Source organism: Lysinibacillus sp. FW12 (assembly GCF_050817245.1).
Classification (GTDB): Bacteria; Bacillota; Bacilli; order Bacillales_A; family Planococcaceae; genus Lysinibacillus; species Lysinibacillus irui.
In genome coordinates, this window is the sequence record NZ_CP139094.1 from 2870127 (window position 1) to 2891586 (window position 21460).

Below are 21460 nucleotides of genomic sequence, written 5' to 3' on the forward strand. Positions count from 1 at the left end.
TAGGCGTCACGTCTTTTGCGTAAATGAAAAAAATAATCTGAAATTTTGTTCAAATTGACAAAATTTCAGATTATTCTAATCATTAATCAAGCGATACAGCATACAAGCCATATACACATCGTAAAATTCTGAGTACACTGTCACATCTGTGCCAATCTGCTCACTAATTTTTTTAATACGATATTTCACTGTATTTTTATGAATATAAAGGAGCTCCGCACAGCGCTCCACACTAGCATTCGCATCCAATAAAAAGGTAATCAATGTTTGCAGGGAATCACGCTCCCGCAAAATGGGTTCTATGACAGACAGATGTTCTTCAATGATTTCTTCTCCCTGCCTACTAACATCTATAGCCCTTTTCATCGAACGTACCTCTGCTGCTGTAAACAACGTTCGCATGGGATAAATGGTATGCGCCTTAGCCCCTACCTGATTAACCAATTGATACATTTGGCGCACAGACTTTGTATTTTTCATTTTAGGTGCATAAACGATTTCCGCAATTTGATCATCAAAATTGGTGGTTTCACAATATTCGACTGCAATGTCAAACTCATGGTGCTTATAAAGACAATTCCCTAACAGCACAATAACACATTGATCCATGCACTGTATTACTCTTGTTTGGTAATATGTTGACAGTTGCTCATCTAATTCATCTCGAATTCTTTTTTCATCGGCAAGATCATGCATGTACACTAACCACATCATCTGAATGGCAGAAACATCAATATGAAGGAGATTTGCTAATCTTCTCATTTTCTCACTTTCATCATTGATAATAGCTTTGACTAAGGCATATTCACTTACCTCATCATGCTTATCCCCCCATAAATTAATCGCAACTTGCACCACTTCACTTACTTTATCAATCGTTTTAGTTGGCAGTTTTGTATTTTCTTTTATCAGAAATAGATAAAGAGGCTCGCCATTTTTTTGGTGTACTTTTTTATATTCAACAACACAGGAGACAGTACTTCGTTGGAACTCGAATGTTCCTGCTTCTCGATGGAAATTCGATTGGCTACATTCCGCAATGACCTTCGCCACATCTAATGTTGAATTTCGTGGCCACATCACTTGGTTCACAATATCAAAATGACTATTCGTTAGCAGAATATTGGCTTTCAAACGATCCGAAAGCATTTTTAACGTAATTTCTACACTTCTTAAATGCTCTGGCAGTAAGGATACCTTTTCTAACGTCTCTTTGACAAAATGATCATTGACTCCTTGATGACTAATAATGGCTTCCATAACCTCATAAATAACCTCATTATAGCGCAGGGAATAATCATTTCTTGGCATACAAATGATAATAAAGCCCTGTGATTCTGCTAGAGTCAGGACCTCCTCTGGAATATCAGGCAACACAATCCCTACATAATATAAAATAAGACCTAGCTCGCCTAAATCATGTAAATGCTGAATCGTTTCACATTGCTGTTCCACACTATCTCGAATGGAATAAAATGAGCTAATAACAAGCTCCTCTGCATACCATTCCTCTTGTACACGGTTAATAATTCTGGAATAAAAATCAACATTCGATACTTCTAACACGGATAAAGAAGATACAGTACGATGAAGATTATCTCGACCCGTTAAAACCTCTGCCCCTCGAAAGGATGGCAAATGTAATAATTCATTGACCGTTACCCCCATGTTCAACCACCACTTTTCTCTACAACATCTTTTGAAGAAGAATACCATATCCCCTATGATCTTTCAAAAACCATTTTCTCTCTTGTTCAACTTCAAGTGAGTAAGTGATAAAATAAAAACTAAGTTTAGAAGGTAAGAGAGGAATTTAACCATGTCAAATCTGACAAATAGAGATTCATCAGTGGGCATAAACATCCGCGAGAGCTTACAGGCTGATTGTCAAAGCTGTTTTGGCTTATGCTGTACGGCTTTAAATATTGTTGCTTCAAGTGACTTTGCGATCAATAAACCAGCAGGCTCACCATGCCCCAATTTGCAGGATAATTATAGCTGTCACATTCATAGCGAACTAAGAGAAACAGGCTTCAAAGGCTGTACGGTTTTTGATTGCTTAGGTGCAGGACAGCAGGTTTCACAAGTCACATTTCAGGGGCAAGATTGGCGACAATCCCGTGAGCATGCTGACAAGATGTTTCGAGTATTTCCAATGATGGAACAGCTTTACGAAATGATTGCGTATGTGGCAGAGGCATTATCCTATCCAGTGAATAACGACCTTTACGAGCAGCTTCTAGCTCAATTGGAATTGCTCCAACAAACAACAGAATTAGATGCAGATGCCTTATTAGCACTGGATATGGTAGCAATACGTGTGCCTGTCAATGCACTATTGCTCAAAACAAGCGAACAAATTCGTCTACATAGCCTAAAGGGGAAAGCTTCTAAACAATTGAATCAGCGTGGGGCTGATTGGATGGGCAAAAATTTAAAGGGCAAAGATTTACGTGGAACGGACCTTCGAGGTGGCTATTTAATTGCGGCCAATTTACAAGATGCTAATTTACGAGAGGTAGATTTCATCGGAGCTGATTTGCGGGATGCCAATTTGCGCGGTGCAGACCTGTCGACAAGTATGTTTTTAACCCAAATGCAAATCAATGCAGCACAGGGTGATCGCTACACGAAATTACCTTCCTATATAAAGCGACCTGCCCATTGGCAATAAAAAAGGTAGATGACGTTTTCAGTCATCTACCTTTCTCTTTAAGCTTGTTTCTTTTTATAGATGACAGTAGCTGCCACTAACACTAGTAAAATAGCTTGACCAATCATTGTTTCCACAGTTGGATAGAAGCCAATCAAGCTCATAACCGGGAAGCGATCGACAATTGTTGAAGACAAATGATCAGTGAGCTGCAATGTATGCAGGCTGACACCAATAATTTTAAAGGCTAGTACGTAAATTAAAATGGTCGCTACCGCAAAGAATTTATGAACTGGAATTTTGCCACTTGCTTTAAACAAGACAATGGCAAGTACTGCAAGAATCAGCAGTGCTACGACAATCCCGAGGATAAATTGTGAGGTCTCCATTTTCGGGGCAATACCCGCATAAAAGACAAGTGTTTCCGCCCCTTCACGAAAGACTGACAAGAAGCTGATTGCAGCCATTGCCACAATAGAGCCACTGGAAATAGCCTGACCCATTTGCTTCGAAATATAGCGATTCCAACTGACCACATTGGATTTACTATGCAGCCAAATGCCGACACCAATCATCATAGCAGCCGCTAATAAGCCGACATAGCCTTCCATTAATTCTCGATTCGTATCAATCGTAGCTGAATTTAAAATGGTCGACATAAGAATAGCTGCGACGGCTGATAAAAACACACCGACAAATGCACCAACATAAATCCATTTTCGCATCTTCTTCTGACCTGATTTTTCAAGAAATGATACTAAGGCTAAAATAATAAGTAATGCCTCTAGTCCTTCACGTAGCAAAATTAATGCGGCGTCCCATATTGTATAATCGGAATCACCTTGGATGAGCTCGATTTCAGTACGGAATGTATCTAATTGCTTTGTCAGTGCTTCTTGATTTACAGTAGATTTTAATAAATCACTCGCAATAATAGGCATATCACTTTCAATTTTCGTATAAAGACTGCCATTTCGTGTGGAGATTTCAATTTCTACACTTGGCCATATCGTAATAAACTCACGCACTTTATTTGAAGCCGACTGATAATCACCAGCATCAATGAAATCTTGAGCCTCGTCAATATAGGCAATCAATGTAGCTAAAGAATAGTCACCTTCTACTACTTCAGCTGTTTCCTTTCCTGCCACAAAATCCTCAATCGTTTTTTGTAAATCGGCAAATTGAGTTTTCATTAGCGCTATATCTGGTTCCTCAGCGGAAATAGAAATACGAAGAAATGCCATTTGTGTTTCGATTTGCCCATACATCGCAATACTTTGCTCCCGCACAGGTCGTTCATTTTTATTCCATTTATTATTAAAATCTTTATAAGCTTCGTCAATGGCCTGACGATCTCCGCTTGCCAAAGCCTGTTCAAAGTCTGCCATAATTGGCTTAAATTTTTGTCCAAACTCTGTTCGCTGTGCCGCTTCATCAACAGGATTTTCAAGCTTTTCTAAGTCACGTAACGCATTCGATAGAGCCGACAGCGCCTGTAAACGTTGTTCCTTGGAAGTGGCATCCGTGGCCTGTTGAAGAATTTTATCGACTTTGGCTTTTGCCTCTGTTTGTTCTGAAGAAACGTTAGCCCAGTCCGTAGCAAATTGTTCAAGAGCTTGCTTGGCCTCCGTCTCTTTATCCTGCTTTGTATTCATCAATGCATCACTGATCGCAATATATAAATGACTATAAGATTGCGCAGCTTGCACAGGCAAAGCTAAAATCAGGATGAAGGCGATGACCATACTACAGCGCATTAAAAAGTGCTTCACCTAAATAACTCCCCTTTTGTACACCAGGGAAGCAAGCAAACACGGCACTGCCTCGATGGGTAATGTACTCATTCATTTTATCCATTCGTCCTAAGCTATTTTGGATTGTTGTAAATTGGGCTGGGTCCTTTTGAAAGGAGATAAAAATAAGCCCTGCATCATGGGTTCCTGTATTTGACATAACACCTGATGCATATGAATAGGAACGACGTAAAATACGCGCACCTGATTTCCGTGCCAAATGGACATGTGATGTATCAGGCATAATATAGTTCCCTTTCTCATCCTTAGCCTCTACATCAAAATCATCAAATTCCTTTGTTTTGCCAAAGGGTGCCCCACTGTCACGGTAACGTCCAAAGGTTGCTTCTTGATCTTTCAATGATGTGCGATCCCATGTTTCAAGATGCATTTGAACTTTACGCGCAATTAAATAAGAGCCGCCTTTCAGCCAGCCTTTATCCACCCATACAACCTTATTTAAATCTTTCTCATCCGTAATTGCTGGATTCACGGTGCCGTCCTTGAAGGCAAAGAGATTTCGCGGTGTTCCTCCACCAGCAGGAAACGAGTTAAAGCCAGCCTGAGACCATTTAATTTCTACTTTACCAGATGCAGCTCGCACTAAATTTCGTACAGCATGGAAAGCCACCTGCGGATCATCTGCACATGCTTGAATACACAAATCACCGCCTGTATATTCTTTCTGTAGCTGATCTTTCGGGAAATGTGGTAAATCTTTAAGTTCTGCCGGTTTTAAATGCTGCATGCCAAGCTTATCGAAGAGCGATGGACCAACACCAATCGTAATAGATAAATTAGCCGCATCTAAGCCCTCTGCCTCTCCTGTATCACCAGTTGGCACTCTTGTATTCGTCGATACATCCACCATTAATTCACCGTTCATTAAACGAACAACAAGAGGTGTCCACTGCTGGAACAACTCTTGTAGCTCTTTCTTCGTTGTCACTAAAACATCCAAAGAAGCAAAATAAATATTCTTTTGCACAGGTGTCACAATACCTGACTGATGCTTGCCATAAAAATTGACCTTATTGCTAGCTGTCGTACTATCTTCTACCGTTTCAAAGACATTATAGCCCATTGCTTTCATGACACCGCCTAAGCCAGAAGCACCGATGGCAACACCTGCAACCCCAATGCCTGTCAGCTTCAGCATATCACGTCTAGAAATTTTCTTATTGATCCATTTTTCATCGTTTGATGTTGTCATTTATGTTCACTCCAAAATGATCCCCATTTGACTTAATGGTTCTCCAAGCTGATTAACAGCTGCCGCAAGTGCTTTTGTGTTGTCCTCTGTTAATTCCTCGAATGACACATAGCCACCATTAGCCGTTGCATGCTGTGCTAATAAATCGTCCACTGCCTTAAATTTTTCATCAAGTGTGGCCACTAATTTTTCATCTTTTGCTTCTAATTTTGAGCGTAGAATATCAAAGATTTTTTCTGCCCCTTCAATATTCGCTTTAAAATCATAAAGGTCTGTATGGGAATAAATTTCTTCCTCACCTGTAATTTTAGATGTCGATACTTCATTTAATAAGTCTACTGCACCTGTTATCATTAAATCCGGCGTCACTTCAACTGTTTGCACAAGAGCGTGCAATTCCTTCGCATCTGCAAGTAGCTGATCTGCTACAGCTTCATAGCCTTTTGTTGTATTTTCTTCCCATAATGCATACTCAAGCTTATGGTAGCCAGACCATTCTTCCTCGCCCTTGCCTTCGTCTTTGATATCTGCTAAACGTCCATCAATACGTGGATCTAGGTCTCCAAAGCTTTCTGCGATTGGCTCAGAGCGCTCAAAGTACATACGTGCTGGTGCATACGCTGCTTTTGCGCCTTCAATATCGCCTGCCTTGAATAAGTTCACAAATTTCTCTGTTTCTAGTAAAAATTGATCCATTTGCTCTAACGCAAATTGTTGATAGGCAGTTAGTTCATTAGTTAAATCGACTGCTTGTGTCGCTTGCTCTGACTGCTCTGTTGCCGGCTTGTCCTCTTTTTTTACTTCTTCTGTATCGCCACAGCCAGCCATTAGAATGCCTCCTGCTACTAAAACTGACAATAATGATTTATTTTTCATCCTTCGTTCCTACTTCCGAATTAGTTTTATATTGTGATGATAATGATTATCATCCTCCATTGCAATATATTTTTTTGAAAAAGAAAAAAACGTCATTTTTCAGTTGATCTACACAACCAACTAGAAAAAAGACGTTTTTTCTACAATATAATGATTCTAATCTACGAAATATTCGCTTGTTTGATTTTCTCATGTTTCCCATGTAAGAAATAATAAAGCACAATCGATACTAAAATGACAAATACCATTGAAAAGAAAATGGCGCTATAGCCCATAGAGGGAACAAATAATCCTAAGAAATAAGGCCCGACGCCTAAACCGAAATCGTAAAATATAAAATAAGTCGAAGTAGCAAGTCCTAAACGCTCATTAGGTGTTACTTTGATCGCAATGGCCTGTGCAACGGAGTTGAAGTTACCATAACCAATACCAATACATGCAGCAGCAATTAAAAGAGCCATCGTAGTCGTCGCTGAGCTAAAAGCATACATACCGATAGCAAAAATAACTAAGCATGGGTAAATAATGATATTGGCTCCTCTTGTATCAAGTAGTTTTCCTGTAAATGGACGTGTAGCCAAAATCACAATGGCATAAATAATAAAGAAATAACTACCGGCTGATACAAGATTTAACTCTTTAGCATAAAAGGTCATAAAGGACATAACACCTGAATAGGCAAAGCCAATCACAAGTGCAACAAAGGCGATAGGCACAGCACGCATCTCAATAAAGTTTGTCACCTTAAAGCCAGCCTTCACAGCTGAATCCTTCGCTTTCTTCGGTGCATCTGGCACTGTCACGATAAAATACATAAAAAAGCAAATAATAGCTAAAACGGAATCCACGGCAAAAATCATACGATAATCTTCAAAAAGCTGTGTTAATAAAATACCAATAAATGGTCCAATAGCTGTAGCTAAAATCGCACTTAAGCTATAATAACCAATCCCTTCACCACGTCGCTCAGGTGGTAAAATTTGCGCAATAATCGTCCCTGTTGCTGTACTAGCGATACCAAGGGCAATCCCCTGCACTAGACGATTTAACATCAGCAATGGCAAATTACCTGCTATAAAGTAAGACATCGTGGACAACATAAATAATAGTAATCCACAAAATAATGTTTTTTTACTACCCCAATCACCAATAATACGTCCTGTACCAAGACGTCCTATCAGTGTCCCGATAATAAAAATACTCGAAACAAGCCCTGCTGTACTTGTCGAAGCATTAAAATGCTCCACAGCATATGCCGCAATCGTAACCATTAATAAATAAAAGATTAACGTAATGGTAAAATTAATAAGTGAGACAATTAAAAAATCCTTTGTCCATAGTTTCTTTCTGGTTGCTTCCACGTTACTCTCTCCTATTGATTGATATTCATACAAATTCTTGCTAAAACCTTGGTCGCAATTTCAATCTCTTGCTCTGGCACACCTGCTAGGGCCTGCTCAAAAAACGGACTCAAATGCAACTTAATCTCCTGCACCAGCTCATCACCATGCGCCGATAAATGGACAAGCTTCTCACGCTTATCCTTGCCCGCTACTGTCTCCACATAGCCTAACTCCACAAGCTTATGCACAAGCTTCGTCACACTCGGCTTCTCGATCGACATAAAAGTAGCGATATCTACAAATGAATGTGGACCTCTATCTTTCAAAAAACGCAGTACAGCCCACTGCGAACTATATAACTGATAAGGCTCAAGCTGCACATTCAGCTGATTAATAAAAGGCCTATACATTAAACGATACTGATTAAAAAACTCCTGCTCAATCGTCACAACACCACTTCCTTTTAAATTAGTTAGCCTAGCTAACTATATACCTAAAAACTCTATTTGTCTAGTAGGAAATAAGCGAAACGCCGCTCTTGGGGTATGTGCTATTAGCCTGGGATGTGTGGTTTTGAGAGAGGTCTCCTTCACTTTTATTGCTCTATCCTTCACTTTCAGCATCCTATCCTCCACTTTCTCCGCTCTATCCATCACTTCGCCCGTTCTATCCGCTACTTTCTCCTTCTTATCCGTCACTTTCAGCTTTCTATCCACCCACTTCAAGCGTATCCTCCACTTCCCCCGCTCTATCCTTCACTTCGCCCGTTCTATCCGCCACTTTCTCCTTCTTATCCGTCACTTTCAGCATTCTATCCACCTACTCAATCGTATCCTTCACTTCCCCCGCTCTATCCTTCACTTCGCGCGGTCTATCCTTCACTTTCTCCGCTCTATCCTTCACTTCGCGCGTTCTATCCGCTACTTTCTCAACCTTATCCGTCACTTTCAGCATTCTATCCACCTACTTCATGCGTATCCTCCACTTTCCCCGCTCTATCCACCACTTCGCGCGGTCTATCCGCTACTTTCTCCTCTTATCCGTCACTTTCAGCATTCTATCCACCTGCTTCATGCGTATCCTACACTTTCCCCGCTCTATCCACCACTTCGCGCGGTCTATCCGCTACTTTCTCCTTCTTATCCGTCACTTTGAGCATCGTATCCACCTGCTTCACGCGTATCCTCCACTTCCCCCGCTCTATCCTTCACTTCGCGTGTTCTATCCGCTACTTTCTCAACCTTATCCGTCACTTTCAGCATTCTATCCACCCACTTCACGCGTATCCTCCACTTTCTCCGCTTTATCCATCACTTCGCCCGTTCTATCCGCTACTTTCTCCTCTTATCCGTCACTTTCAGCATTCTATCCACCTACTCAATCGTATCCTTCACTTCCCCCGCTCTATCCTTCACTTCGCGCGTTCTATCCGCTACTTTCTCAACCTTATCCGTCACTTTCAGCTTTCTATCCACCCACTTCACGCGTATTCCCCACTTTCTCCGCTCTATCCTTCACTTCGCGCGTTCTATCCGCTACTTTCTCAACCTTATCCGTCACTTTCAGCTTTCTATCCACCCACTTCATGCGTATCCGCCACTTTCTCCGCTCTATCCTTCACTTCGCGCGTTCTATCCGCCACTTTCTCAACCTTATCCGTCACTTTCAGCTTTCTATCCACCCACTTCATGCGTATCCCCCACTTTCTCCGCTCTATCCACCACTTCGCGCGTTCTATCCGCTACTTTCTCAACCTTATCCGTCACTTTGAGCATTCTATCCACCTGCTTCAAGCGTATCCCCCACTTTCTCCGCTCTCTAGCAACCTATTTCAAGCGCCATTCCCCTCTACAACACCAAAAGCTACAATTCAGACCGCTTGAATTGTAGCTCTTAGCTCTCTATTCCATAATCCAATATTTTCGATGCTTTTTGACACCCTCCGCTTTCAATGGGAGTTGTTGCAACAACTTGTATGCAAGGTTTGGGGATGCAATGGCAAAGAATTCTCGAAAACTTCGATTGGTCAGCTGCTGCCCGACTAGTAACCTGTAGTCCTCTAATGTTCGAACCAATGCATCATCGTCCACCAATCCACAGCGTGGGCACGTCCATTTTTTATAGTGATACGATAATCGCTGACCATTAACACATTGTGGACATAACACACCTTTCGTCATTTCCTTGAGCGGTACCTCTACCTCTTTTTTCAACTTTGTTTGCAGGGATAATAAAAGGTTGGCGAATCGCAAAAGGTCTACTCTTACTCTAGGTTGATGCCGCTCCATCCATTTTTGTAAATTAAATCGTAACCCTGCCACATGAAAGATAGGCAGCCCCTCAAATCCCTTTGTCAAAATACCATTTCTCGTTGCCAATACCACCGCATGCAAAACTGGTAAATCAATCCGTTCCTTCTGTACTAGTTTTTTCATCCATACTACATGCCGTTCCAGCTGAAGAAATGGATCCGTCATGCCTTCGACTGTACCATCTGCGGTCGTACGTGTTAATTGAGCGAATGAAGCATCGTATGAAAGTTTGCCTGTAATATTTTTGATTTCTAGGATGAGGACAAAGTGAGGACAGAGAAAGATGGTGTCCATTTGATGGGTAGAACCAAAGTCATTCATTGTTTGAAAGTCATGGAGAAAATAGTGGGGGGATGGTAAGTCTAGTTCCAGCCATTTTGCATCAACGAGCTGTTCACCAGCGAATCCTGCCTGTAGACGCCTTAAATGCTCACAATAAAATGTAAATTCACTATGGGATACAGGAAGTCTTTGTATAAGTGCCTCTAGCATCTTTTGCGTCTCTGATGTTTGACGTGCTAATAAAATCATCTAATCACCTCCTGCCATGATTATATAAAAAAAGAACCTCAACGAATGAGGTTCCTAAAAACTTGTTATATAGAATGTTTAAAATAAATATTTCCCTATTTTCGCTAGAACAAAAGTCTTTTCTTTCGAGCATTACTTAATTTTGATTCATACTTTTCTAGACATTCTTCCGCAATAAATATAAGAAATAAGGTGCACCAATAAATGCCACGACAATACCAGCAGGGACAGTTGCGCTGGCGATGGCAACACGTCCAATCGTATCAGCTAGCATAAGCAAGCTCGCTCCAATAAGTAATGTTAGTGGTAAAAAGAATTGATAGCGTGGGCCAACGAGTTGTTTGGCAATATGGGGGGCCATCAAACCAATGAAGGCTACACCACCTGTTATCGATACCGCAGCAGCCGCTAACGCAACCGCGACAATTAATAATCGCAAACGTTCTCGCCCTATATTCATGCCGAGGCCTACCGCTGTTTGCTCTGTCATAGCCAAGACATTCAAGACATTGGCCTTGTAAAAAATATAAGGAATACCTAGCACAAGCCAAGGTACTAATGCCCAGAAAAATGGCCAATCCGTGCCCCATACATTACCGGCTAGCCATTGTGCAATAAATTGTACATCACTACGCTCGGCTGAGGAGATTAATACCATCATGACTCCTGATAGAGCTGAAGCGACCCCTACCCCCACTAAAATAAACTGCACGGGATGCACACCCTTATTGCGCTGATAGGAGAAAAAGTAAATCGATAGGGCTGTTAATAAGGCACTGCAAAAGCCTACAGCAGGTAAGACATAAGCAAAGTGAGGGAGATCCCCCTTCACTAATAAATAAAATATAGTAATCCCAACTCCTGCACCCGCACTAATCCCAATCATTCCTGGATCCGCTAAATCATTGCGAGTAACGCCCTGCAACACAGCGCCTGCTAAAGCTAACGCCATGCCTGCAGCAGCTAGCACAAACATTCTTGGTAAGCGGACCGAAAATAGCACGAAGGACTCTTTAAAACTTCCATCGCCGAGCAAGGTTGGAATAATACGATCAATGGATACAGAAGCAGCACCTAATGATATGCCCATAACAAAAATAAACAGAGTAACAATCAGCCAAAGGATCAACCATTTGCGCTGTTTTTTACGACCGTCTTTAAACAAATTGGCGTCCTCCCTTCCGCACTAAAAGTAGGAAGAATGGTAGACCAATAATTGAAATAATCGCCACAACTGGTGTTTCATATGGTGCGTTAATCATACGCCCTGCAAAATCAGCTGTCACCATAAACCAGCCGCCAACAATTGCGCTCATCGGTAAGACAAAACGATAGTCGGTTCCTACAAATGCACGAACCATATGCGGCACCATTAAGCCAACAAATGCTAGATTCCCAACGAGTGCCACGGCTGAGCCTGCAAGTATGACCACTACAAACATCATTATACCTTTAATCATCGTTGTATTTTGCCCAACGCCCACTGCTACCTCTTCATTTAAACTTAAAATCGTTAATTGGCGACTAAAAGCAAACGCTAGCAGTAAACCAATCACAATGACAGGTACGATTAATAATGCCTGCCACGTTGTGCCAATGAATCCGCCACTTGTCCACATGGATACATCCTTGGAAATTTGAAATAAAATGCCTGTCCCTTCAGCGATTGCTTGTAATAATGCCGTTACAGCCGCGCCCGCTAGCACAAGCTTCAATGGTGAAAAGCCTTTTTTAGTAGAAGCACCCACCCCATAAACTATCATCATGCCAATTCCAGCTCCAACAAAGCAGGCTAAAATTAACGTATAATATGAGAATTTCGGAATAAATGCCATCGTTAAGGCAAGGGCAGCATTGGCCCCTGCCGTTAAACCAAGCAGCCCTGGATCAGCTAATGGATTTCGTGTAACCCCTTGCATAATTGCTCCAGCGACAGCGAGTGCACTACCAACAAAAATAGCTGCAATGATACGAGGAAAGCGAATTTCTCGTAAAATCGTGTAATGTTTACCACCACTTTGTCCGACAATTGCTTGAAAGACATCTTGAATACTCGTATTCGCTGCCCCTAAGCACAACGAGATACCGGCCGTACCAAATAATACGGTCAAAGCAAGCAATACCTGAAGCCAAAATGGAAGCTTTCGAAACTTTGTCATTTGCCTTCGCTACTCTCTACTCAATTATTGTAAAAATTTCTCTTCAAAGAACTTTAACTGATACTCTAATGTAATAGGATCATTGAAGTAAAAGGCATTGGCATTCACTTCAAATAATTGACCATTTTTCACTGCTTCTAAATCTTTAAACCACGCAGCATCAGTGAAGGAATTATCTTGATCTTGGAACATACTAAAGATGACATAGTCCCCTGCATAGTCCCCTAATACTTCTTGAGAAATCGCATAGTAGCCTGGCTCTAGAGCAGTTTCTTTTACTTTTTCAGGCATCTTTAAGCCCATTTCTTGATAAAGGATTTCTGTTCCACGACCCCAATTATCACCGTAAATATAAAACTGTTTATTAAAGTTTTCTGCCACTGTGACAGTTGCATCTTCACCGATTTTTTCTTTAATTTTTTTACCAGTTTCAGACGCACGTGCTTTAAAATCTTCTACCCATGCCGTTGCTTCTTTTTCTTTATTTACAACTTTCCCTATTTCAATAAACTGTTGAAGATAATCTACTTTGCCATACGTAAATAACACTGTCGGCGCAATTTCTGATAGTTTATCAGCATTTTCAATTCCACTTAAGCCAATAATTAAATCAGGCTCTAGCTCAAGAATTTTTTCTATATCTGTATTTTCAACAACCACTGCATCTTTAATAGCATCTTCGAAGTTTGGATTTTTCGCTGCCCAAGCATCCACACCTACAACATTTACATCAAGCTGTAATAAATCCCCTACAAATGACGATAATACCACTACTCGTTTAGGATTTGCTGGTACTTCCACAGGACCTGTCTCTGATTGATAGGTAATTGTTTCTGCTGACGTTGCTTCTTTTGAGCCTTCATCTGCCTTCTCTGTTTTCTCTTCTTTATTGCCACACGCTGCAAGTACTAATACAAGCATCATGAACATAGGTAATAGCCACTTTTTCATTGTCCTTCTCCTTTTATACCGTTTGTAATAAGTCATATGTAATGCACATTGGTTTATTTGTTCGTGGATCCTTGCCAATGACCGCATCAATATTAAATACTTTTTTCAATACTTCTGGAACCATCACTTCTTCTGCAGTTCCGAATTTCACCAGCTCACCTTGTGAAAGCGCTACAATATAATCTGAAAAACGTGCCGCTTGATTTAAATCATGGAGGACCATGACAATGGTACGTCCTTGTTCTTCATTGAGCTTATATAGCAGCTCTAAAACCTCAAGCTGATGCGCCATATCTAAATAGGTTGTGGGTTCATCTAAAAAAATAATGTCAGTCTCCTGAGCTAATGCCATCGCAATCCACACACGCTGACGCTGTCCACCAGATAGAGCATCCACAGATTGTAAACGGAAGTCTTTTGTTTTGGTCACCTGTAGAGCCCAATCGATTACCTCTTTATCCTTTTGAGATAAATTCCCAAAGCCCTTTTGATAAGGAAATCGACCGTAGGATACTAGCTCTTCCACTGTTAAACCATGTGCACTTTCTGGACTCTGTGGTAGAATTGCCAGCTCTTTAGCCAATTCTTTCGTTTTCATCTTGGAAATCGTTTGACCATCTAATATGACCTGCCCACTCTCATGCTTTAAAATACGCGTAATGGCCTTTAATAACGTTGATTTTCCACAACCATTTGAACCAATAATCGTCGTAATTTTGCCATCTGGAATTTGCAATGATAAGTCATGCACAATGGTTTTGCTCTCATAACCAACACGTATCGAGTCAACTTCTAAACGCAAAACGGACCCTCACTTTCTTTTTACTTATTTCCATGCTATGATATTCATAGTTAAAAATGATAATCATTATCACTAGAATTAGTCTAGTTTTCCGATAAGATTTTGTCAATTACTTTTTTACTATTCATTAAGGATGTGGCAATAAAAATGCAACCTATATACGATGTGACAATTATTGGCGGAGGCCCTGCTGGCTTATATAGTGCCTTTTATAGTGGTTTACGTGGATTAAAAACAAAATTATTGGAAAGCCAACCACAGTTAGGTGGAAAAGTATTACTGTATCCTGAAAAGTTGATTTGGGATATTGGCGGACACCCTCCTGTGTTAGGCGAGCAGTTTGCTAAACAGTTAATCGAGCAAGCAAAAACGTTTGATCCTACGATTTTGACTAACACAAAGGTAGACTTTATTGAACGCCAGGATGATCTATTTATCATACATACAGCGACGGGTGAAAAGCATTATTCGAGAACAGTGCTGTTAGCTGTAGGAGGTGGCATTATCAATCCACAAAAGCTAACACTTGAAGGTGCTGAAAAATACGAAATGGCGAATTTACATTATACTGTACAATCCTATAAACGCTTTGTTGATAAGGATATCTTGATTTCAGGTGGTGGCAATGCGGCCATTGATTGGGCTGTTGAATTAAGCCCGATTGCCAAAAGTGTGACCGTTGTTTACCGTAAAGAGAAGTTATCTGCACATGAAGCAACTGTACAGGAAGCACTGGATGCTGGTGTACACATTGAGTGTAATACAACTATTACAAAGCTTACTGCCAATGCTAATAAAACGGCTATTCAATTAGTGACATGTGAAAACACGACAACTAAACAAAGCTATATTCGTCAAATCGATGAGGTGATCGTAAGCCACGGCTATAATTGTGAAGCATCCCTCACATTTGATGAGGCCATTGCTGTTCCTAAAAAGGATGATTATTATGTAGAAGGAAGAGCAACTGGAGAGACGGCACAGCCTGGCATTTTTGCAGCAGGAGATATTTTATCGTTTGAAGGAAAAATTAATTTACTACTTGGGACATTCCAGGATGCGGCTAATGCCGTTAACTCGATTAAGACTTATTTAGAGCCATCAGCCTATCGTCATGGTATGGTCTCCTCTCATAATGAGCTATTTAAAGAAAAAAATCGTTCTATTATTGAAAAGCAACTTGTCCAAGTCAATTAAACACTTTTATGTACCCTCTTAAGATCCTTCTCTTAAGAGGGTTTTTAGCTTTTATTTAAATAAACTTAGTAATGACCCCATCTGCCTTAACATATTGACTCCATTCGTAATCGTCCCAGCGTGCCCCATAATCGTATTTAAATGATCAGGCAAATTCCCTAATCTTAAACCTTGTGATTGTTGGTTAGGAGAATAGTAAGGTTGTTGTATGGATCTACCTCGAAAAGGTGGGCCAAAATATTGTCTATTGCTCGGCGGATATGATCCCCTTCTAGCATTTGGATGGAAATATGGCATTTATACACCCCCTATCTGAAAGCTTCAAGATAGTATATGTGCGAATTTTAAGGATGAATTAGACATTTGAAGAAGTGTTAAAAATAATATATTTCGTAAGACACTACTATATGGACGTCACCTTACTAGTTTTCTTGTCATACTATAAGAAAAAAGAAGGTGTTTATTATTCAAAGCTCCAATTATCTCCAATTTTTAGCTAAATTTGGTATCGGAGGTGCACATCCTGGGGGCATTAATCTATCAAAAGCACTTTTTGAACATGAGAATATCCAGCGAGGTGTAGACATTTTAGATGTGGGGTGTGGCACAGGGCAAACTGCTGCTTATTTAGCTTCCTTCTATCAGGCAAATGTCACGGGCATCGATGTTCATCCTCTTATGATCGAAAAAGCTAGACAACGAATGCAAAAAACTCATTTAGCTGTCAACCTTATAGAAGGCTCGATTGAGCAAACCTCAATTGAAAAAGAGTCTTTTGACTTCATTCTTGCCGAATCGGTTCTGGCCTTTGTCAATCAACAACGGGCTTTACAAGAGATTTATCGTTTATTAAAAAAAGGGGGCCGCTTTATTGCCATTGAATTCACCCTTCCTGCAACACTTCCCTCCCAACTAGCTCAAGAAATCCAGCAGTTTTATGGATTTGAATCTCTTCTTACGAAAAAGGATTGGGTCACATTATTGCAGCAAGCTGGGTTTCACAATATTCGAATACAAAAAAATAAATCCATCTCGTCTCAGCACGAATTTCATTTTTCCCAACATATTGAACCCGAATTACTAGATGTAATGGATGAGCATATGACGATGAACGAAAAATACGGAAAATATTTGGACTATCGTATTTATTCATGTACAAAATAAATGAGCCAGCTTCTAATGTTGCTGGTTTTTTTGCCGTTACAGCAATTTTATGACACCTGTCATCTAGATTCTTTGACTGCTGTGAATAGGTTTTCTCTTTATAATTTCTTATTCTTAAAACATAAGAAAACAAAAGAAAGAGTGATTAAACTTATGCAAACACAACAACGACTCCCCTTTATCGATATGTTAAGAGGCTTTGCTGTCTTAGGAACACTTGGCACAAATATTTGGATTTTTGCTTATCTAGGAGATTTATCGTATATCACAACGAGTAATTATTCTGGTTGGTGGTCCTTCAATGACTTTTTACGAATGGTCGTCCTATTTTTCGTCAATGGGAAGCTCCTTGGGCTGTTAACCATTATGTTTGGGGTAGGCTTACAATTAAAATACCAACAAGCTCTACGAAGAGGAAATGCTTGGCCGGGCGTCTATCTTTGGACAATTGTCTTTTTAGGTTTGGAAGGATTGCTGCATTATACACTTGTCATGGAATACGATATTTTAATGAGCTACGCAGTGACAGCTTTCATAGTTGCCTTCCTAATCCGATTAGGTGACAAAGTGATGACATGGGCTTTCTATCTGTTTGGTAGCTTTCATGTCCTTATGATTCTATTGATTTTCATTAGTAGCCTACAGGGTACAATTATTTCCTTCAATGGTATGGAAACTGTGGCTGCTCTATATGAACAGGGCACATGGCTTGCACAAGTTCAACATCGTCTGACGAATTTTTTATTTTATCGAACAGAAGCCATTTTTATTATCCCAATGAATGTCTTTTTATTTTTACTTGGTGTGAAATTCATGCGCAATGAGGTATTTTCGCAACATGACAAAGGACGTCAAGCTCGTCAAAAGCTCTTTAAAATCGGTATATATATTGGCCTACCGTTAAATTTACTGTTATTTGTTCCTGGTGGACTGTTTGATTTACCTGTTCGCTATTTATGTGCTCCTATTCTATCAATTGGCTATATTGGTATTTTAGGTAAACTGGTAGAATATAAGAGACTGGATTGGCTGTGGCAATGTTTTGCACAAGTTGGCAAGATGTCTTTGAGCTGTTATGTCCTCCAAAACGTGCTGGCTTCTATCATTTTTTATGGCTGGGGGCTTGGCTTAGGAGGTCAATTAAATAGCATTGTTATTATCAGTATTTGGCTAGCCCTATCTTGCCTACAGCTCATGTTAGCGTCATTTTGGCAGCAGCGCTTTCATATGGGCCCGATGGAGTGGATTCGTAAAAAAACCATTCAAGCGATGACACAGTAATACGCAACAAAGGATGGTGTATGAAATAAAAATTTATCCTAGAGAACAAATAAAGCATTATTTAATCATCGATGTGATGTCCTTGATTGTTTTAATAACGATGGTGTTATGGTCTCATTCAGCTCTCCCTTTGGCAGCTCGAATATCGATTTTAGGCTTATATCTCGGTGCCTTCTATATAGCTTTATGGCATCGAGATTGGAGGTTGCTTGTAGCTTCACTTGTAGCCTTCCTCCTTATTACTATCCTCGGTATATATGAGGACATCTTTATGCTGATTTTCGGATTTACCTTTGCCGATTTATTAGGAAGAGCCAAATCGAAATGGCATATCGCGATTGGGATGCTTGGTATAGCTGTCATGTTTTTAGGCGTCATGAAACTTACTACAGATTCGCTAGTAACAGTTGAATCACAGGTACTAGCACCAATGATGATTATTCAAATGGTGTTTCCTGTCCTTATTTATTTTGTAGAAAAGTCGAAAAACCTACAATCTGAATTGGCTGATGTCAATACGCAGCTCGTTCAACAAGAGGAACGACAGCGAATTGCTAGAGATCTCCATGACACGATTGGTCATACGCTGACGATGATTAAAATCAAAACAGAGCTAACGACTAAACTAATCGACCGAGATCCTTCAAGTGTCAAACAAGAATTAAATGAGATACTAGCCACTACTCGTACCGCCCTAAAACAAGTACGAGAGCTCGTATCTGATATGAATTTTGTATCATTACAGACCGAGTTAATACACTGCCAGCAACTATTACAAAGCGCGAATATTACAACAACGCTACACAATCAATGCCCTACAATCGTCCTTTCTAGCGTGGAGGAAACGATGCTTGCTTTATGTGTACGAGAGGCTACGACAAACCTCCTCAAGCATAGTGAGGCAAAAAAATGCCACATGACAATCCATTGTCACAATGGACTGTATACGCTAGAGATGAAAGACGATGGAATTGGATTATCGCAGAAAGGGCTTGGCAATGGCATCCATTCAATGAAAGAAAGAATGCAAGTTCTTCAGGGCTCGGCCACGGTTGAAAATAACACACCTACAGGTACAAGTGTGGTACTAACCATACCCATTCAAGATGGAAAGGAGCCTCTAACATGATACGTGTATTACTAGCTGAGGACCAACAAATGCTACGGGGTGCCTTAACATCGCTCTTATCTTTTGAACCAGATATTGAAGTAATAGCAGAAGTGTCAGATGGTCAAAAAGCATGGGACTACATTCAACAGGAGCTACCTGATGTTTGTGTCGTAGATATAGAAATGCCTCATTTGTCAGGATTGGAGCTTGCAGAAAAAATTAAACAGGCTAACCTCCCCTGCAAAGTCATGATTGTCACAACTTTTGCACGCCCGGGCTATTTACAAAAAGCGATGGACTGTGAGGTTCACGGCTATCTACTAAAAGATGAACCCATTGATTATTTAATCGCTACAATTCGGAAAATCATGCAAGGAGAAAAGGTAGTCAGCAAGGATTTAGCCGCTACCTTATTTATGAAAGAGCATAACCCTTTAAATGAACGCGAAATTGCCGTACTACAACTTGTTCAAGAAGGCTTAACGACAAATGAAATTAGTAAACGATTATTTTTAACAAAAGGCACCATTCGCAATTATTTATCAACCTCTATTCAAAAGCTACAGGTCGAATCTAGACAGCAGGCCGCTCAGGTAGCACGTGAAAAAGGCTGGCTATAGCTAAAAAATCTCGCCACAGCATGTGACGAGATTTTTATTTGGATACTTTACATCTATTAGGTTTTAGTTTTTAGGTTTCAGGTTTTAGGTTTCAAATGACAGATTCATTATTCTATTAAAAATTATTTTCCTTGTAGAACTACATTTGTTGCTGTGGCCCAGTTGTTTAATGGCATAACTTTATAACTTACATTGGCTTTTAACGTGCCACCGTTCGCAACATCAAAGATACCTACAGCACCTTTACGTGATGAATAGCGATACTGTGCTTGTAATGTGCTCCCATCATTTCCACGTAGCTCAACACTTCTTCCTGCTAGTAAATCAGATTGAGGATCATTTGTTAATTGTAATTCGAATGATTTTTCATCAATAGCTTTTGCTGATTGTAGTGTAAATGGTGCGATTTCTTGTGCTACAAAGCTCTTTACATCCATTTCCGCCCATTGTGAGTACACGCGATATGTGACACCTGGTTTTAATATTTGTCCAGCAGGTAATCTAAATTGAGGAGCTTGTCTGCCATCTGCTGCTTGCGTGAATGGTACATAGTTTGCTACAAACTCTTCTCCTTCACTTGTTTTCACTGTCACATAGCGGTCACGTAATGAAGATATAACATCAAAACGTTTGCCACTCGCATCTCGATTATGATGATCTAAGCTAAATGCTAAATCTCCACGACCAGCGCGATATGCTTCAATAATATTGGCATAGTCCACAACGCCATCCTCTTGGAATGATTCCAGTGTAAATGTATCGTTTGTTACTTGCTCCACATTGCGCACAAATACTTTTTCATCTGTTCCTTCAAAAACTTTATTCCGCTGTTCTTTATAGCTCAATGTATAGATGAAGTCATCTTCTTGGAATGTCGTCGGTACAATATATGTACTCTTAGATCCTGTCATTAAGCGTGGCACATTGACAATCTCTAAATCTCCATTAAACGTAAAATGCTTTTTAATTGCATCTAGATTATTCAGATCTACATCAGCTGCTGCTAACGGCTGGTTAAATGTAATTTGAAGTGTCATTGTATTTAATGGCTTAATATTTGTAATCTTTGCTACTTGCTCATTTTCGGCAGCTGCTACCACTTTCTTACTTGCTGCCTCTGCATTCAAAGGCTCGTTAAATGTAACAAGACCTGCTGATAAAACGGATAAAGCTAATGCTGCTGGAACCATACGTTTTCTTAATTTCATCTATAAAACTCTCCTTTTTGGTGTCATTTGGTTTACAAGATTTATCATAAAGCCCATATCTAAACTGCCAATAAATAAACTATTAAAAAAAAATAAAAAAATAAGAAAAATAATTTAAGAACAACTAGAAAGAAATTTTCAAAACATCTGGTATGTAACAATAACAAACAGACCATTAACTGGAATACACATTGGTAATATTCTATAATTTTCCATAATTCACATTAAGAAAATTGAAACTAT

At 40.0% G+C, this 21460-nt stretch carries 21 protein-coding genes; 6 read left to right on the top strand and 15 right to left on the bottom strand.

Annotated elements, in window-relative coordinates:
- Window positions 1-75 precede the first annotated feature (75 nt).
- Window positions 76-1668, bottom strand: coding sequence for a PucR family transcriptional regulator (locus tag SJW71_RS15020; protein ID WP_312507037.1), 1593 nt, complete (start codon window positions 1666-1668; stop codon window positions 76-78).
- A 151-nt stretch (window positions 1669-1819) separates the two neighbouring features.
- Between SJW71_RS15020 and SJW71_RS15025 the strand changes: the two genes are divergently transcribed.
- The gene (locus SJW71_RS15025) at window positions 1820-2674 is read left to right on the top strand and encodes a pentapeptide repeat-containing protein (protein WP_312507036.1); all 855 of its coding nucleotides are present in this window, start codon (window positions 1820-1822) and stop codon (window positions 2672-2674) included.
- 38 nt (window positions 2675-2712) lie between these two features.
- Here SJW71_RS15025 and SJW71_RS15030 read toward each other — a convergent pair whose 3' ends face one another.
- The 12 genes from SJW71_RS15030 to SJW71_RS15085 all read right to left on the bottom strand — a co-directional run bounded on the left by SJW71_RS15030 (window position 2713) and on the right by SJW71_RS15085 (window position 14636).
- On the bottom strand, window positions 2713-4428 hold the full coding sequence (locus tag SJW71_RS15030) for an FTR1 family protein (RefSeq protein ID WP_431811132.1): 1716 nt from the start codon (window positions 4426-4428) through the stop codon (window positions 2713-2715).
- Window positions 4403-5662, bottom strand: a complete 1260-nt coding sequence (gene efeB, locus SJW71_RS15035) for an iron uptake transporter deferrochelatase/peroxidase subunit (protein WP_274796705.1) — start codon at window positions 5660-5662, stop codon at window positions 4403-4405. Before efeB ends, SJW71_RS15030 begins: the two co-directional genes overlap by 26 nt.
- 6 nt (window positions 5663-5668) lie before the next feature.
- Window positions 5669-6538, bottom strand: coding sequence for an iron uptake system protein EfeO (gene efeO / locus SJW71_RS15040; protein WP_322611775.1), 870 nt, complete (start codon window positions 6536-6538; stop codon window positions 5669-5671).
- A 161-nt stretch (window positions 6539-6699) separates the two neighbouring features.
- Complete coding sequence (locus tag SJW71_RS15045) at window positions 6700-7899, bottom strand: MFS transporter (protein ID WP_274796702.1); 1200 nt, start codon at window positions 7897-7899, stop codon at window positions 6700-6702.
- Between the two features lie 11 nt (window positions 7900-7910).
- Entirely contained in the window at window positions 7911-8330 is a 420-nt protein-coding gene (locus SJW71_RS15050; RefSeq protein WP_322611777.1) for a MarR family winged helix-turn-helix transcriptional regulator, read from the bottom strand.
- 370 nt (window positions 8331-8700) lie between these two features.
- Window positions 8701-8835: a hypothetical protein gene (locus SJW71_RS15055; RefSeq protein ID WP_431811133.1), complete on the bottom strand. Its 135-nt coding sequence runs from the start codon at window positions 8833-8835 to the stop codon at window positions 8701-8703.
- A gap of 185 nt (window positions 8836-9020) precedes the next feature.
- Complete coding sequence (locus SJW71_RS15060; RefSeq protein ID WP_431811134.1) at window positions 9021-9161, bottom strand: hypothetical protein; 141 nt, start codon at window positions 9159-9161, stop codon at window positions 9021-9023.
- Between the two features lie 621 nt (window positions 9162-9782).
- The gene (locus SJW71_RS15065; RefSeq protein ID WP_431811135.1) at window positions 9783-10724 is read right to left on the bottom strand and encodes an NERD domain-containing protein; all 942 of its coding nucleotides are present in this window, start codon (window positions 10722-10724) and stop codon (window positions 9783-9785) included.
- 157 nt (window positions 10725-10881) lie between these two features.
- Window positions 10882-11889 (bottom strand): FecCD family ABC transporter permease, encoded by a 1008-nt coding sequence (locus tag SJW71_RS15070; RefSeq protein WP_274796696.1) that lies wholly within the window; start codon window positions 11887-11889, stop codon window positions 10882-10884.
- Window positions 11882-12883 carry a FecCD family ABC transporter permease gene (locus SJW71_RS15075; RefSeq protein ID WP_274796695.1) on the bottom strand — a complete coding sequence of 334 codons (1002 nt, stop codon included), beginning with the start codon at window positions 12881-12883 and terminating at the stop codon, window positions 11882-11884. Before SJW71_RS15075 ends, SJW71_RS15070 begins: the two co-directional genes overlap by 8 nt.
- A gap of 24 nt (window positions 12884-12907) precedes the next feature.
- Window positions 12908-13834 carry an iron-hydroxamate ABC transporter substrate-binding protein gene (locus tag SJW71_RS15080; RefSeq protein ID WP_274796694.1) on the bottom strand — a complete coding sequence of 309 codons (927 nt, stop codon included), beginning with the start codon at window positions 13832-13834 and terminating at the stop codon, window positions 12908-12910.
- A gap of 13 nt (window positions 13835-13847) precedes the next feature.
- A complete protein-coding gene (locus SJW71_RS15085; protein ID WP_431811136.1) occupies window positions 13848-14636 on the bottom strand; it encodes an ABC transporter ATP-binding protein in 789 nt (262 codons plus the stop codon).
- A 147-nt stretch (window positions 14637-14783) separates the two neighbouring features.
- Between SJW71_RS15085 and SJW71_RS15090 the strand changes: the two genes are divergently transcribed.
- Window positions 14784-15833, top strand: a complete 1050-nt coding sequence (locus SJW71_RS15090) for an NAD(P)/FAD-dependent oxidoreductase (RefSeq protein ID WP_274796690.1) — start codon at window positions 14784-14786, stop codon at window positions 15831-15833.
- Between the two features lie 51 nt (window positions 15834-15884).
- Here SJW71_RS15090 and SJW71_RS15095 read toward each other — a convergent pair whose 3' ends face one another.
- A complete protein-coding gene (locus SJW71_RS15095) occupies window positions 15885-16130 on the bottom strand; it encodes a hypothetical protein (RefSeq protein ID WP_274796689.1) in 246 nt (81 codons plus the stop codon).
- A gap of 159 nt (window positions 16131-16289) precedes the next feature.
- On the opposite strand from SJW71_RS15095, the gene SJW71_RS15100 reads away from it, so the two are divergent.
- The 4 genes from SJW71_RS15100 to SJW71_RS15115 all read left to right on the top strand — a co-directional run bounded on the left by SJW71_RS15100 (window position 16290) and on the right by SJW71_RS15115 (window position 20009).
- Window positions 16290-16997, top strand: coding sequence for a class I SAM-dependent methyltransferase (locus SJW71_RS15100; RefSeq protein ID WP_341385958.1), 708 nt, complete (start codon window positions 16290-16292; stop codon window positions 16995-16997).
- 153 nt (window positions 16998-17150) lie between these two features.
- Window positions 17151-18278, top strand: coding sequence for a DUF418 domain-containing protein (locus SJW71_RS15105; protein ID WP_274796687.1), 1128 nt, complete (start codon window positions 17151-17153; stop codon window positions 18276-18278).
- A 13-nt stretch (window positions 18279-18291) separates the two neighbouring features.
- Entirely contained in the window at window positions 18292-19407 is a 1116-nt protein-coding gene (locus SJW71_RS15110; protein WP_274796686.1) for a sensor histidine kinase, read from the top strand.
- Window positions 19404-20009, top strand: a complete 606-nt coding sequence (locus SJW71_RS15115; RefSeq protein ID WP_274796685.1) for a response regulator transcription factor — start codon at window positions 19404-19406, stop codon at window positions 20007-20009. Before SJW71_RS15110 ends, SJW71_RS15115 begins: the two co-directional genes overlap by 4 nt.
- Before the next feature lie 122 nt (window positions 20010-20131).
- Here the strand turns inward: SJW71_RS15115 and SJW71_RS15120 are convergent, their stop codons facing one another.
- Complete coding sequence (locus tag SJW71_RS15120; RefSeq protein ID WP_431811137.1) at window positions 20132-21217, bottom strand: hypothetical protein; 1086 nt, start codon at window positions 21215-21217, stop codon at window positions 20132-20134.
- Window positions 21218-21460: the final 243 nt, after the last annotated feature.